Source organism: Bacillus sp. FAU20, assembly GCF_056033865.1.
The window spans coordinates 210,957-226,834 of record NZ_JBVYHY010000027.1; the positions used below are offsets into that span (position 1 = coordinate 210,957).

Genomic DNA, 15,878 nt, shown 5'->3' on the forward strand with positions numbered 1-15,878 from the left:
TTTTCTGTGGACAGTTACCTTTCAAACATTCTAGCTTGCACATTATAGAACAAAATTTATAGATTGCTGTTCATACAGGAAGACAATTACAGTAAGGAGGGAAAGGAATGGGCGAAGAAAATCAACCAAATTATACGATTTCACAGGAAAACTGGTCCCTCCATCGCAAAGGATATGACGACCAACAGCGCCATCAAGAAAAAGTACAAGAGGCAATTAAGAATAATTTACCCGATCTTGTAACAGAAGAAAGTATAGTTATGTCTAATGGCAAGGATGTTGTAAAAATACCAATTCGTTCTCTAGATGAATATAAGATTAGATACAATTATGATAAAAATAAACATGTTGGGCAAGGAAACGGTGACAGCAAAGTTGGTGATGTCGTTGCGAGAGATGGATCAGGTGGTCAAAAACAAAAAGGGCCAGGAAAAGGGCAAGGGGCAGGAGATGCAGCTGGGGAAGATTACTATGAAGCTGAAGTCTCTATTTTAGAATTAGAGCAAGCGTTTTTCAGAGAGTTAGAACTGCCTAATTTAAAGAGAAAAGAAATGGATGAAAACCGGATTGAACATGTTGAATTTAATGATATTAGAAAAACAGGATTATGGGGAAATATTGATAAGAAAAGAACAATGATATCCGCATATAAACGAAATGCGATGAGTGGTAAAGCATCTTTTCATCCAATTCACCAAGAAGACTTAAAGTTCCGCACTTGGAATGAAGTATTAAAGCCAGATTCAAAAGCTGTTGTGTTAGCGATGATGGATACAAGTGGGTCGATGGGAATATGGGAGAAATATATGGCACGGAGCTTCTTTTTCTGGATGACAAGATTTCTACGCACAAAGTATGAAACAGTAGATATTGAATTTATTGCCCATCATACGGAGGCAAAAGTAGTTCCAGAGGAAGAGTTTTTCTCAAAAGGAGAAAGTGGCGGAACGATATGTTCTTCTGTATACAAAAAAGCACTCGAGCTAATCGATAATAAATATTCACCAGACCGCTATAATATTTATCCATTCCATTTTTCAGATGGTGATAATTTAACATCAGATAATGCTAGATGTGTAAAGCTTGTTGAAGAGCTAATGAAGAAGTGTAATATGTTTGGGTATGGGGAAGTAAATCAGTATAACCGCCACAGTACACTCATGTCAGCCTATAAAAATATTAAAGATGAAAATTTTAGATACTATATTTTAAAGCAGAAAGCAGAACGTGTTTCATGCGATGAAAAGCTTTTTTAGAGAAGAATCAGGTGAGAAAATGGCATAACCTCTTTTAAAGAGGTTCTTTTTTTTGTAAACTTTTTATTTCTCTAGTTGACAATGATAATGAAAATCATTATCATTTATTCGAGAAATGATTACATTTCGAATTATATATTTCGGAGGAGATGTAAAGTTGAAACAAAATAAAAGAAAACGTATAAATGCAATGATTATAGCGGCGGCGTTATCACTTCCATTTGCTGTTTATTCAACACCTGCTTTAGCGGCAGTAGCAATTGAGGCGAATAAAACTGGACAAGGTTTAGAAGATGGTACATATGACGCTGTAATTAAAGCGTATAAAGATAAAACGAATGAAGAGTCTATGGCAGCTGTTTATATAAAGGATCCGAAATTAACAATTGAGAATGGAAAGAAAATTGTAACAGCAACGTTAAGTGATAGTGATTTTTTCCAATACTTGAAAACAGAGGATATTCATACCCCTGGTGTGTTTCATGATGTAAAGGTCATATCAGAAGACAAAAAGAAAAATGGGACGAAGGTTATTCAATTTGAAGTTGGAGAACTAGGAAAAAGATATAATATGCAAATGCATATTTATATTCCAACGATGGCCTATAATAATAAATATCAAGTGCAGTTTGAAGTAAATGCTATAAATTTAGAAAACAATGTTTCAGAAAAACAAAAGGAAAATAAAGAGGAGCAACAAGATGAAAACGGAAATGTAATATTAGATAAGCAATTACAAAAATATATTAATAAATATAACTTAGATAGAGATAATGTAGATACGCCAATCACAAAGAAAGATTTATTACAAATTAAAACATTATCCATTTATTCAGGTAAAGGGATAAACGAAATAGCTGGTTTAGAGTATATGACAAATTTAGAGAAGTTGACGTTACGAGAGTCTAATGTAACAGATATATCAGCTATCTCGAAATTGAGAAGTTTGAAGTACGTTGATTTAACTTCTAATTCAATTGAAAGTATTCATCCAATTGGGCAATTAGAGAATATTAATATGCTTTTTTTAAGAGATAATAAAATTTCTGATCTTACACCATTAAGTAAAATGAAAAAAATCAAAACATTAGATTTAATCGGTAATAACATTAAAGATATCCAGCCATTATTTACATTATCAACTATGAAACAATTATACTTAGCAAATAATCAAATCAGTGATCTTAATGGAATTGATCGATTAAATAATGTGGAACTATTATGGATAGGGAACAATAAAATTAATAATGTTGAATCTATTAGTAAAATGAGTAATCTTATTGAACTAGAAATTGCTGATAGTGAAATAAAAGATATATCACCATTATCTCAATTAGGAAATTTACAAGTGCTGAATTTAGAAGAGAATTATATCTCTGATATATCGCCGCTGAGCACCTTAACAAATTTACATGAGATAAATCTTGGAGCAAATGAAATTTCTGACGTAAGACCTGTTGAGGAATTAGGTAAGCGAATTTCAATTGACATTCAAAGACAAAAAATCTTTTTAAATGAAGCAAGCGTAGATGAAGAAATAAAAATCCCAGTATACAACCTTAAAGGAGAGCCACTTCAAAATATTAATGTAAAAAGTGAGGGGGCTACTCTGAATAACGGATTTATAAAATGGAATAGTCCTGGAGAAAAAATATATGAATTTAAACTAGATACTAATTCTACTGAAAGTAAAATAAGATTTAATGGTACGGTTATACAGAATATAGTTGAAAAACAAAAAGAAAGTCAAAATGTAATTCTCGATAAAACTTTACAACAACATATTAATAAAGAGAATTTAGGTAGAGAGAATTTAAACGCTCCTATAACAAAAGAAGATTTATTACAGATTAAAACAGTAGAGATACTTAAAGAAAAAGGAAAAGAGATAAAAGATATAACAGGTTTAGAGTACATGACGAATTTAGAAAAACTCACTATAGAAGGAGTAGGCCTAAAAAATATAGAGTTTATCTCAAACTTGAAACAATTGAACGATGTAAATGTATCTCATAATCAAATTGAAGATACAACACCGTTATCTTTATTGAAAAATTTGCAATGGTTAAATCTTACAGATAATCGTATTAAAGATGTAACGGTTCTTGGCTCAATGTTAGACTTACTTAGTTTAAAATTAGCTGAAAATGAGATTCGTGATGTAAGGCCATTAATACAATTAGGTCAGTGGGGGACAATTGATGTTAGAAGGCAAAAGGTCATTTTGGATGATGCAGAAATAAATAAAGAAGTGACAATTTCTGTATATGATCTAGAGGGAGAGCCAATTGAAAAGATTACACTAAAGAGTGAAGGTGGAACGCTTACCGATGAGGGAATCATTTGGAGTACTTTAGGAGAAAAAATATATGAATTTGATTTAGATGCAGATCATTATGAGACTGGCATATTATATAGTGGCATTGTAATTCAGAATATAGTAGAAACATTAATACCGAAAGAAGAAGTGAAAGAACCGGTAAAAGAAGTTGAAGAAACAAAAGAAGAAGTGAAAGAACCGATAAAAGAAGTTGAAGAAATAAAAGAAGAAGTGAAGGAACCGGTAAAAGAAGTTGAAGAAACAAAAGAAGAAGTGAAGGAACCGGTAAAAGAAGTTGAAGAAACAAAAGAAGAAGTGAAAGAACCGGTAAAAGAAGTTGAAGAAACAAAAGAAGAAGTGAAAGAACCGGTAAAAGAAGTTGAAGAAACAAAAGAAGAAGTGAAAGAACCGGTAAAAGAAGTTGAAGAAACAAAAGAAGAAGTGAAAGAACCGGTAAAAGAAGTTGAAGAAACAAAAGAAGAAGTGAAAGAACCGGCAAAAGAAGTTGAAGAGCCAAAAGAAGAAGTGGACGAGCTAACAACAGGAGTTGAAGAGTCGAAAGCGAAGGGGAAAGAAACAGGAAAAGAAATTGAAGGTTCAAAAGAAGCAGTAAATCCATCCGAAGTAGTCCAAGAACAAAACATGAATCATCAAGTTATGAAAGAAAATAACCCAGTTGCTAATAAACAGGAAGAAAGTAAGAAATCATTAGGAGCAACAGGTGGACAAGCGAATACATCAAAGTTACTTTCAGGCGTAGCATTAGTTCTTTCAGCACTGAGTATGTTTGTATTTAGAAAGAGATTATTTAAGAAATAAATAACGTGTTATCTTATTATATTGTAAAATAATTGTATAAGTTTTTGAGAAGACATTATCATGGCAGTTTCATTTTGAAATAGGCTTATGATAATGTCTTTTTTAAGGGGGATATAAATGGAAAAGGTGTCGGAGAGCAGTTATTACAAGTTGCAATTCAGTATATTTTCTCTTTCCAAGGGATGAGAGAGATAGTACTATGTTTGAATACGAATAATGATCATGCGATGAAATTGTACAAGAAAGTAGGTTTTGAGGAAAAAGCATGTTTACAACACTATATAATAGAGTGAAAAACCCATTCATATGAAAATGATATTTCATATGAATGGGTTTTATTACGGATTTAGAAGTGATTTGAGGCGCCAATCGTTACATAACCTTTTTTATTTTTTTCGGCACTTCTTTCGTTTGCAAATTAACATCTTCTTTTCGTAGCTCTTTAAAGAGCGAAGCAACCATAAGAACGACTACGATAGAAAATGGTAGTGCTGCGATTATAGCTGCAATTTGTAGTGCATTTAATCCTCCAGCTTGTAATAAAATAGCGGCAATTATCGCGATTGTTAATCCCCATATAAGTTTTAAACTATTTTTCGGTGATAAGCTTCCGTTACTCGTTTGCATTGAAACAACAAATGTTGCCGAGTCGGCAGAAGTAACGAAAAATGTGGCTACTAAAATTAACCCGATAATCGTTAAAAATGTAGAGAATGGTAGATGTGAAATAACAGCAAATAATCCAATCTCTGTACCATTTTTTGCAATTTCATCAGCTATTCCAAGCGATTGGAACATTTCCATATGGATTGCGGTACCACCAAATACTGCAAACCAAAATGTACAGATAAGAGTCGGGACTAATACAACTCCAAAAATAAATTCTTTTATTGTGCGTCCTTTAGAAATACGGGCGATAAATGTACCGACAAATGGAGACCAAGAGATCCACCATCCCCAATAGAAAATAGTCCAGTTTTCAATCCAAGAAGAGGATTTTTCATTAAATGCTCCTAAATTTAATCCCATACTAGGTAAAGCCCCGATATAAGAACCGAGTGTAGAGGTAAAGTATTTCATAATAAATACAGTTGGTCCTAAAAGTAAGAAAGAGACGAGTAAAATACCTGCAAGAGAGAAATTCAAGTTACTCAAATATTTAATCCCACGATCTAAGCCGGTTTGTGCACTTGTTAAATATAAAGCGGCGAAGATAGCTATAAGTACGAGCTGAGTAAGTAAAGTGTTATGAATAGAAGGGAATAAATAGCTTAATCCCCCAGCAATTTGTTGAGCACCAATCCCAACAGATGGTACAATGCCAAATACTGTAGCTAAAACAGCTAAAATATCAACTGTTTTTCCGATACGGGAATTTTTCGATCGATTAAATAATGGAGTAACTGTAGCCCCGATAGTGCTACCTTTTTGTTTGCGGAATGTGAAATATGCAATTGTTAAAGCGACCATTGCGTATAGTGACCACGGAAAGAGTCCCCAGTGGAAAAATGAATATTGCATAGCGAGTTTGGCGCTTTCTTCTGTACCTGCTTTTCCTGTTAATGGATCTGTAAAATGTGAAATCGGTTCAGCGATTCCATAAAAAAGGAGTCCAATTCCCATTCCTGCCCCAAACAACATGGATAGCCAAGATGGATAATTATATTTTGGTTTTTCTCCATCTTTACCAAGACGAATAGAACCGTACTTAGAAAATGCTAAATAAGCAGCCAAAATAATCATTGTAGTCATAAGTAGAGAGTAAAACCATCCAAATTTATTGAGGATAAATGAGTTTAAAGAAGATGTAACACTTTGTAAATCGTAGCCTTGTATCCAACTTGCTGGGGTAATTCCCCATATAATGAATAATGTTGTTAGCAAGAAGGAGATATAAAATACACTGTTTTCTTTTTTTATCATAGAATCCCACCCTTATTTAATAAAGTTAACAATTATAATAATCATAACAATTAAGTTTTTAATTGTCAAAAAATTCCCTTTTTATAATGTGAAAGGATGCAATTTGTTTTAGGGAGGTAAAGAGAAATGTGTTCACGATATGTACAAATTATAGGAAGAAATAATATGAAATATTGCATTTTATATTGTTACATCTGGATTTTATGTTAAATTCTTGAATGGAATATTAAAATAGGGGGCAAGGATATGAACAAGAAATCAAAGATCAATAAAGTGATGCTTAGCATTAGTACAATGGCTTTATCGTTAGGCGCACTTCAAACTCATGCAGCAGCGGAAGAAAAAGTACCGTATAACGTGTTGAAAACGAAACCGGTTGGAATTGAAAAGTCGGTAGATGAAGTTGGACATATTTCAAAAGTTGATGAAACTTTATCATTTCAAGAACGTTTAAAAGTAGGAGATTTTTCACAGCGACCAGCATCTATTACGAAGAAAACTGCAGTAAAGCAAGTTAAAGAAAGCTATTCAATGGCTGATTTAAACAAAATGAATGATCAAGAATTAGTTGAAACGTTAGGCAGTATTAAGTGGCACCAAATTACAGACTTATTCCAGTTTAATGAAGATGCAAAGGCTTTTTATAAAGATAAAGGAAAAATGCAAGTCATTATAGATGAATTAGCTCATAGAGGTAGTACATTTACAAAAGATGATTCAAAAGGAATTCAAACGTTTACTGAAGTGCTGCGTTCAGCTTTTTATCTTGCATTTTATAATAGTGAATTAAGCGACTTAAATGAAAGAAGCTTTCAGGATAAATGTTTACCTGCTTTAAAAGCAATCGCAAAAAATCCAAACTTTAAGCTTGGTACAGTTGAACAAGATACAGTCGTATCTGCATACGGTAAATTAATTAGTAATGCTTCAAGCGATGTTGAAACGGTTCAATACGCATCGAATATTTTAAAGCAATACAATGATAATTATACTACTTATGTAAATGATCGAATGAAGGGACAAGCAATATACGATATTATGCAAGGTATTGACTATGATATACAGTCGTACTTAACTGAGGCTCGTAAAGAAGCGAATGAAACGATGTGGTATGGAAAAGTAGATGGGTTTATTAATGAAATAAATCGTATTGCTCTTCTAAATGAAGTAACGCCAGAAAATAAATGGCTCGTTAATAATGGCATTTATTTTGCTAGCCGTTTAGGGAAGTTTCATAGCAATCCAAATAAAGGATTAGAGGTTGTTACACAAGCAATGCATATGTACCCGCGCTTAAGTGAACCGTATTTTGTTGCGGTAGAACAAATTACAACAAATTATAATGGTAAAGATTATAGCGGGAATACAGTAGATTTAGAGAAAATACGTAAAGAAGGAAAAGAGCAATACTTACCAAAAACGTATACATTCGACGATGGATCAATTGTGTTCAAAACAGGAGATAAAGTATCAGAAGAAAAAATTAAGAGACTATATTGGGCTGCGAAGGAAGTAAAGGCACAGTATCACCGTGTAATTGGAAATGACAAAGCGTTAGAGCCAGGAAATGCGGATGATGTATTAACGATCGTAATTTATAATAGTCCAGATGAATATCAGTTAAATAGACAATTGTATGGATATGAAACAAACAACGGTGGAATTTATATTGAAGAGACAGGTACATTCTTTACATATGAGCGTACACCGGAGCAAAGTATTTATAGTTTAGAAGAGTTATTCCGTCATGAATTTACTCATTATCTGCAAGGGAGATATGAAGTTCCTGGTTTATTTGGAAGAGGAGATATGTATCAAAATGAAAGGCTAACTTGGTTCCAAGAAGGAAATGCAGAGTTTTTCGCAGGATCTACTCGTACGAATAACGTTGTACCAAGAAAGAGTATAATTAGCGGATTATCATCTGATCCTGCAAGCCGTTATACCGCAGAGCGTACACTATTTGCTAAATACGGTTCTTGGGATTTCTATAATTACTCGTTCGCATTGCAGTCTTACTTATATACGCATCAGTTTGAAACGTTTGATAAAATTCAAGATTTGATTCGTGCGAATGACGTGAAAAATTATGATGCATATCGTGAAAATCTAAGTAAAGATCCTAAGTTAAATAAAGAGTATCAAGAGTATATGCAGCAGTTAATTGATAATCAAGATAAATATAATGTACCGGAAGTAGCAGATGATTATTTAGCTGAACATGCACCGAAATCGTTAACTGAAGTGAAAAAAGAAATTAGTGATACGTTGCCTATGAAAGATACAAAAATGACAAAACATAATTCTCAATTCTTTAATACATTTACATTAGAAGGTACGTATACAGGCAGTGTCACAAAAGGTGAATCAGAAGATTGGAAAGCAATGAGTAAAAGAGTAAATGAATCTTTAGAACAATTGGCGCAAAAAGAATGGAGTGGCTACAAAACTGTTACAGCATACTTCGTCAATTATCGTGTGAATAGTTCAAATGAATTTGAATATGATGTAGTCTTCCATGGAATCGCAAAAGATGATGGAGAAAATAAAGCTCCAACGGTTAATATAAATGGCCCTTATAGCGGTCTTGTAAAAGAGGGAATTCAATTTAAAAGTGATGGATCAAACGATGAAGATGGAAAAATTGTTTCTTATTTATGGGAATTTGGAGATGGAAGCACAAGTGCAGAAGTGAATCCAGTACATGTATATGAAAGAGAAGGTTCTTATAAAGTATCGTTAAGAGTAAAAGATGATAAAGGCAAAGAGAGCAGAAGCGAAACAACTGTTACGATTAAAGATGGAAGTTTAACAGAATCAGAACCAAATAATTATCCAGAAGAAGCAAATCGTATCGGGCTAAATAGTACGATAAAAGGCAGTCTTATTGGCGGGGACCACACTGATGTTTATACATTTAATGTAGCATCAGCGAAAGATATCGACATTTCTGTTTTAAATGAGTATGGAATTGGGATGACATGGGTACTTCACCATGAATCAGATATGCAAAATTATGCAGCTTACGGTCAAGCCAATGGGAATCATATAGAAGCGAAATTTAATGCAAAACCAGGCAAGTATTACTTGTATGTATATAAATATGATAATGGCGATGGAACGTACTCATTATCAGTAAAGTGAACTTTAATCAGTGGGAGTCTTACTGCCCGTTAACGCGGGGGAAAATAAGTGCTTTTCCAATGTATGTTTAACTTTACTTTTTGTGGAAAATAGTATATTATATAGATATATAATATATCGGTTATTTTCTAGGAGGAGCCTGTCACAATAGGTTTCTCCTGTTCTTTTTTAGAGGCCTGTCTTACAGGTTTTTCTTTAAAAGATAAATAACTGAAAATTAAGAACTATAATCTTTGAAAGAGGTGGGGCATACACATAACAAAAAAGGGATTGTTTAAGAGAGGGGGATAAGAAATGGTTTTATTTGGTTATCCACTTGAAACAATTTATTTATACGGATTTATTATTGCTACTATACTCACTGTGATTTATATCTTTTTTGGAGATATATTTGAATCCATATTTAGTTTTGGAGGCGGATCGGTATCCGTAGTTACTTTATTACTTAGTTTTTTCGCCATGTTATGTGGGCTTAGTTATATAGGAGAATATTTATTTTCCTTTAATAGCATTCTTATTTTCGGGGCTGCATGTGCTATATCCTTTATTGGTGTTTTCATCATGAAAATACTAATTTTAAAACCGATTGCAGAAGCAGAACAAAATACCGTACAACGTATGGATGAATTTATCGGTTGCAAAGGAGAAGTCATTACGACAATTCCTACAGAAGGATTTGGTGAAGTATTAATTTTATCCCAATTTGGAAGTAATGCAATCCCAGCTAAAACTGTTGGAAAAAAAGATATTTCGCAAGGAACAGAGGTTATTATCGAGGGAGTCCAAGATGGTGTTTTACTTGTACAAAACATCGCTTATTCTTTAAAAAAACCAAAATTATAAGGGGGAATTTACATGACGATTCCATTAATTATCGGTGGAGTTTTACTGGCAATTTTAATTCTACTCATTTTAGTATTCATTACGAAGTATCGTACGGTTGGTCCAGATGAAGCGTTAATTGTTACAGGGAACTGGCTTGGTGGCGGAAAAAATGTAGTTACCACTGATGATGGAAAGAAGATTAAGATTATTCGCGGTGGCGGTACATTCGTAGTTCCAATTATGCAACGAGCAGAGCCTTTAAGCCTATTAAACTATAAGTTAGAAGTGGGTACACGTGATACGTATACGAAGCAAGGTGTTCCAGTTACAGTAAATGGTGTTTCTATTATTAAAGTAGGTTCTACGATTGAAGAAGTATCTACAGCAGCTGAGCAATATTTAGGAAAAGAAACAGAAGAGTTAAAAGTAGAAGCAAAAGAAGTTTTAGAAGGTCATTTACGTGCGATTTTATCTTCTATGACAGTAGAAGATGCGTATAGTAATAGAGAGCAATTTGCTCAAAAAGTACATGAAGTAGCTTCTACTGATTTAAAGAAAATGGGTCTTCGCATCGTTTCCTTTACAATTAAAGAAATTATGGATAAGAATGGTTACTTAGATGCACTTGGTCAGCCGCAAATTGCGACAGTGAAGCGTGATGCAACAATTGCGAATGCAGAGCGTGAAAAAGAAGCTCGTATTGAAAAAGCTCGTGCTGAGAAAGAAGCAAAAGAAGCTGAATATCAACGTGATGCTCAAATCGCTGAAGCTGAAAAACATAAAGAATTAAAAGTACAATCTTATAAGAGAGAGCAAGAACAAGCTCGAGCAGACGCGGATCTTTCTTACGAATTACAACAAGCGAAAGCACAACAAGGTGTTACAGAAGAGCAAATGCGCGTTAAAATCATTGAGCGTGAAAAGCAAATCGAGTTAGAAGAAAAAGAGATTGCGCGTCGTGAAAAGCAATATGATGCAGAAGTTAAGAAAAAAGCAGATGCAGATCGCTATGCTGTTGAGCAATCAGCGGAAGCAGAAAAAGTAAAACAAATTAAAAAGGCAGATGCGGATCAATATAAGATTGAAGCTGAAGCGAGAGCTCGTGCGGAAGAAGTACGTGTAGAAGGTTTAGCGAAGGCGGAAATCGAAAAAGCGCAAGGTCAAGCAAAAGCGGAAGTACAAAAAGCACAAGGTACGGCGGAAGCAGATGTTATTAGATTAAAAGGTTTAGCAGAAGCAGAAGCGAAACAAAAAATTGCCGAAGCATTTGAATTATATGGTCAAGCAGCAATTATGGATATGGTTCTTAAAATGCTTCCAAGTTATGCGAAGGAAGTTGCAAGTCCGCTTAGTAACATTGATAAAATCACAGTTGTCGATACAGGCGGCGGTGGTAAAAATAGCGGGGCCGGAAAAGTTGCAGGTTATGCGACTGATTTAATGGCAACGATGCAAGAAACGTTAAAAGCTTCTTCTGGAATTGACTTAAAAGAGCTATTAGAAGGATTTGCAGGAAAAGGAGCGGTACAACAATTATCAAGCGATAAACCTGTTGTATCTGTAGTAGAAGATGAGAAAAAAGAAGTAGAAAAAGATAAAGAATAGTAAGGTGGAAAGAACCTCTAGTAAGTGAAATACTAGAGGTTCTTCCATGAATTATAATATTTCGAATAATATACATTTTTATACATTGTTTTAATTATTTAATTTATATAGAATGAAAAAGATATGTATCGATTCTTTATGATGTAGAAAAAATAGAGAGTCTCATCGATACATTTAAATCGTATTATTTTTATAGAAAGATTAAATGTTAATTAATTACATTTAAAACGGCATGGAGGGGTAGAAGTATGTTTCAAGGGAAATTAAGGAGTAGTAGTTTAAAAACAAAGTTACTTGTATCATTTATTATTATTTTAATTCTTCCAAGTATTGTAATTGGTTGGACGTCTTATCAACAGGCGAAGACGAATTTTAATGAAACGATTTTAAACTCGGCTAAAGATAATATAAAAATTTTGGATAATGTAATTAATAAAGAATTGGATAGTAAAAAAGTAGATGCAACTTATTTTACGAAATTATTCACACAATCAAGTTACCAAGCAGATCAAATTCAAAACATACAAAATAAACTAGAAGAATACAATAAACTGCATCCAGAAATGGAAGCAATCTATACAGGATCTAGTAATGGACAGTTCATTCAATCACCAGCTATTCAGATGCCAGATGGATATAATCCTACAGAAAGAGATTGGTATAAAGAGGCTGTGAAGAAAAGCGGAGAAGTAATTGTAACTCCTCCATATAAGTCAAAAACGACAGGGAATATTGTTATTACACTAGCAAAACAAAACGAGGATAAAAGTGGCGTTCTTGGGATTGACTTAATCATTAATGATATTGTTACTACTTCCAAGATGGTTAATATCGGTAAGGAAGGGTATGTAGCAATATTTGATCAAGATAAAAATGTAGTAGCGCACCCGACACTGAAGCCAGGAGAGAAATTAGAAGAGAAACTTAGTAAAGAATTGTATAAACAGGAAGCTGGGGATGTTCATTATTCATTAGATGGTGAAGATCGCAATATCACTTTTAAAACGAATAAGAAAACTGGATGGAAAATAGCAGGAATTATGCCTTCCAAAGAAATTATCCAAGCGGCTGAACCTATTTTCTATAAAACAATAACTGTTCTTGGAATTTCACTAATAATCGGTGGGATTGTAATTTACTTCATAATTGCGTCTATTATTAAACCGTTAAAACAACTTGTCATATCATCGAAGAAGATTAGTGAAGGTGATTTAACAGAATCAATTACAGTTCATTCTAAAGATGAAATTGGACAGCTAGGAGAAAGTTTTAACGAGATGGCTGCATCGTTACAAAGTGTCATTTCCAATATAAACACTTCAGCAAGTCATGTAGCGGCATCTTCAGAAGAATTAACAGCTAGTATGAAGCAGACAAGCGAAGCAACGGAACAAATTACACAGGCGATAGAGCAAGTATCAAGTAGTGCAGAAATACAAACGAAAGAAGTTGAAGAAGGAGCAACATTGTTAGAAGAAGTTACAGAAGGAATTCAGCGTGTTGCAGATAGTTCTTCATTAGTATCTACAGCCTCTATGTATACGAAGAAAAAAGCTGAAAATGGTGGGAAGTTAGTTGAACAAACAGTGAATCAAATGCAATTAATTCATGAGTCTGTTTCACAGTCAGACAAAATCATTGGTTTATTAGACGATAAGTCGAAACAAATTGGAGCAATCCTCGAAGTGATTCAACATATTGCAGAACAGACAAATTTATTAGCGTTAAATGCGGCAATTGAGGCTGCGAGAGCTGGAGAGCAAGGAAGAGGATTTGCAATTGTAGCAGATGAAGTGCGAAAACTAGCAGAACAATCAGGACAGTCTTCTACGGAAATTGGGAAACTAGTGAAAGAGATTCAATTTGATATAAAAGAAACAGTAAGCTCTATGAATCAAGTTGGAACAGAAGTACAATCAGGACTTGTAGTTGCAAATGAAACGAAGCAAAGCTTTGCCGAAATATTGAAGTCTACAAATGATACAGTTGTACAAATTGATAGCATGGTAGATGTAGCAAAACAAATGACGGTAGATGCAAAGCAAGTAAGTGCATCTATTAATGAAATTGCAGCTACGATTGAAGAAAATGCAGCAAGTGTTCAAAATATTGCTGGTTCCTCTGAGGAACAATTAGCTTCAGTAGATGAAATAAATGCAGCAGCAGTCCATTTATCACAAATGGCAGAAGAATTACAAGAGATGATTAGTAAGTTTAAAGTATAATAACAAATATTAAGAAACGAGGTAATAATTTTACTTCGTTTCTTTTTTTATGAAGAGAAAAAGAAAGAGATATAGAGTAACCGTGTTATGATTAAGTATAATTAAAGAGACTGTATATTCTTTAAATTCCATCTTTAATCATGTTAGGGGAATGGTTTTGAAATTTAAAAAATTAAAACTCCAACCGAGAATTACATTAACTATAAGTACACTTATTTTAGTTGTACTTATGCTAACGAGTTATTTATTTTATTACATATTATCTGAAACGGTAGAAGAGCAAATTGGGAAACGAGCTTTGCATGTTGCGAAAACAGTTGCTGCTATACCTGAAATAAAGGAAGCTTTTCAAAAAGAAAACCCAGCTTCTATCATTCAGCCGATTGCAGAAAGAATTCGAATGGATACAGAGGCTGACTTCATTGTAGTTGGAAATAAAGAGGGGATTCGATATGCGCATCCTGAGCGAGATAAAATAGGAGAAGCGATGATTGGTGGAGATAACAAAGGTGTTTTATTAGAAGGAAAATCATATGTTTCGAAAGCAACTGGATCATTAGGCCCTTCATTACGTGGAAAAGTTCCAATCCGTAATCAGGAAAATGAAATCATTGGTGTGGTGTCTGTTGGATTTTCAATGGATGATATTCATGGAGCGGTAGAGGTGTATGGAAAGCGTGTATTTTGGATTACAATAATAGGGCTATTAATTGGAGTAATCGGCTCTATATATTTAGCGGCAAGTATAAAAAGAATGATGTTCGGTATGGAACCAGAAGAAATTTCATCTTTATATGAAGAGCATAGTACAGTGATTCAATCTGTACGTGAAGGGATTATTGTAATCGATAAAAATGGCATGATTAGTTTAGTCAATCAAGCAGCCTATGATATTCTTTCGCTAGATAAACAACAAAATATTATTGGGGAATTTATTTTAAATGTAATTCCTAATTCAACGATACTAGATGTACTTCAAACTGGTGAAGAACAGTTTGATCGCCAATTAAATATAAAAGGACAGGCTGTTATTGCGAACCGTCTACCTATTAAAGTAAAGAATAAAGTAACTGGCGTTGTATCGAGCTTACGTTTGAAATCTGAAATGGATCAGTTAACAGCAGAATTATCTCAGACGAAGCAATATACAGAGGCATTACGAGCGCAAACGCACGAATATAACAATTTATTGTATACGCTTTCAGGTCTTATTCAATTAGAATCATACGAAGATGCTTTAGAGCTTATTCATAAGGAAACAGCGGTATATCAAGATTTTGTTCAATTTATTATGAAGCGGATTCAAAATCCATGGCTAGGTGGAATTTTAATTGGATTTTATAATAGAGCACGAGAGTTGAAGATTGATTTTATGCTAGATAGAGAAAGTGGTTTAGACAAAGTAAGTCCACATATTGAGAGTAATTATGTCGTTTCTATTTTAGGGAATTTAATTACGAATGCATTTGAAGCAATTGAAAAAAATGAAGAGAATGATAAGAAAGTAAGGATGTTTGTAACTGATATTGGAGAAGAAATATTAATTGAAGTGGAAGATTCAGGGCAAGGGATTCATGATGAAATAATTACTAGCATATTCTATAAAGGCTTTTCGACGAAAGAAGGAGGAGAGCGAGGATATGGATTAGCAAAAGTGAAAGAGTTAGTAGAAGATTTAAATGGAAGTATTGCAATTGAAAAAGGGGATTTAGGTGGTGCGTTATTTATTATTGCACTACCGAAAGAGAGAGGCGAATAGTA

The 15,878-nt window shown here is 33.7% G+C and carries 7 protein-coding genes and 3 pseudogenes; 9 read left to right on the forward strand and 1 reads right to left on the reverse strand.

Translation table 11 applies throughout. The annotated features are described in order from the left end of the window. Nucleotides 1-107 precede the first annotated feature (107 nt). The 3 genes and pseudogenes from yhbH to AC0OM3_RS26820 all read left to right on the forward strand — a co-directional run. Nucleotides 108-1,284: pseudogene (yhbH, locus tag AC0OM3_RS26810) on the forward strand (sporulation protein YhbH). 129 nt (nucleotides 1,285-1,413) lie between these two features. Beyond that, nucleotides 1,414-4,395: a leucine-rich repeat domain-containing protein gene (locus AC0OM3_RS26815; RefSeq protein WP_474213255.1), complete on the forward strand. Its 2,982-nt coding sequence runs from the start codon at nucleotides 1,414-1,416 to the stop codon at nucleotides 4,393-4,395. 122 nt (nucleotides 4,396-4,517) lie between these two features. After that, nucleotides 4,518-4,688, forward strand: a pseudogene (locus AC0OM3_RS26820) (GNAT family N-acetyltransferase); the annotation flags it as partial. 79 nt (nucleotides 4,689-4,767) lie between these two features. On the opposite strand, the gene opuD reads toward AC0OM3_RS26820, so the two are convergent. Next, nucleotides 4,768-6,318, reverse strand: coding sequence for a glycine betaine transporter OpuD (opuD, locus tag AC0OM3_RS26825; RefSeq protein WP_000591571.1), 1,551 nt, complete (start codon nucleotides 6,316-6,318; stop codon nucleotides 4,768-4,770). Between the two features lie 246 nt (nucleotides 6,319-6,564). Between opuD and colA the strand changes: the two genes are divergently transcribed. The 6 genes and pseudogenes from colA (at nucleotide 6,565) to AC0OM3_RS26855 (ending at nucleotide 15,876) form a co-directional block, all read left to right on the forward strand. Next, nucleotides 6,565-9,462, forward strand: coding sequence for a collagenase ColA (gene colA, locus AC0OM3_RS26830; protein WP_199697166.1), 2,898 nt, complete (start codon nucleotides 6,565-6,567; stop codon nucleotides 9,460-9,462). A gap of 294 nt (nucleotides 9,463-9,756) precedes the next feature. After that, nucleotides 9,757-10,305 (forward strand): NfeD family protein, encoded by a 549-nt coding sequence (locus tag AC0OM3_RS26835; RefSeq protein ID WP_474213256.1) that lies wholly within the window; start codon nucleotides 9,757-9,759, stop codon nucleotides 10,303-10,305. A 12-nt stretch (nucleotides 10,306-10,317) separates the two neighbouring features. Next, nucleotides 10,318-11,892, forward strand: a complete 1,575-nt coding sequence (locus tag AC0OM3_RS26840; protein WP_000155019.1) for a flotillin family protein — start codon at nucleotides 10,318-10,320, stop codon at nucleotides 11,890-11,892. Between the two features lie 248 nt (nucleotides 11,893-12,140). Next, nucleotides 12,141-13,175 (forward strand): annotated as a pseudogene (locus AC0OM3_RS26845) (HAMP domain-containing protein); the annotation flags it as partial. A gap of 81 nt (nucleotides 13,176-13,256) precedes the next feature. Further along, complete coding sequence (locus AC0OM3_RS26850) at nucleotides 13,257-14,117, forward strand: methyl-accepting chemotaxis protein (protein WP_374221656.1); 861 nt, start codon at nucleotides 13,257-13,259, stop codon at nucleotides 14,115-14,117. Between the two features lie 151 nt (nucleotides 14,118-14,268). Then, nucleotides 14,269-15,876, forward strand: a complete 1,608-nt coding sequence (locus AC0OM3_RS26855; RefSeq protein WP_074594042.1) for an ATP-binding protein — start codon at nucleotides 14,269-14,271, stop codon at nucleotides 15,874-15,876. The last annotated feature ends 2 nt before the right edge of the window (nucleotides 15,877-15,878 follow it).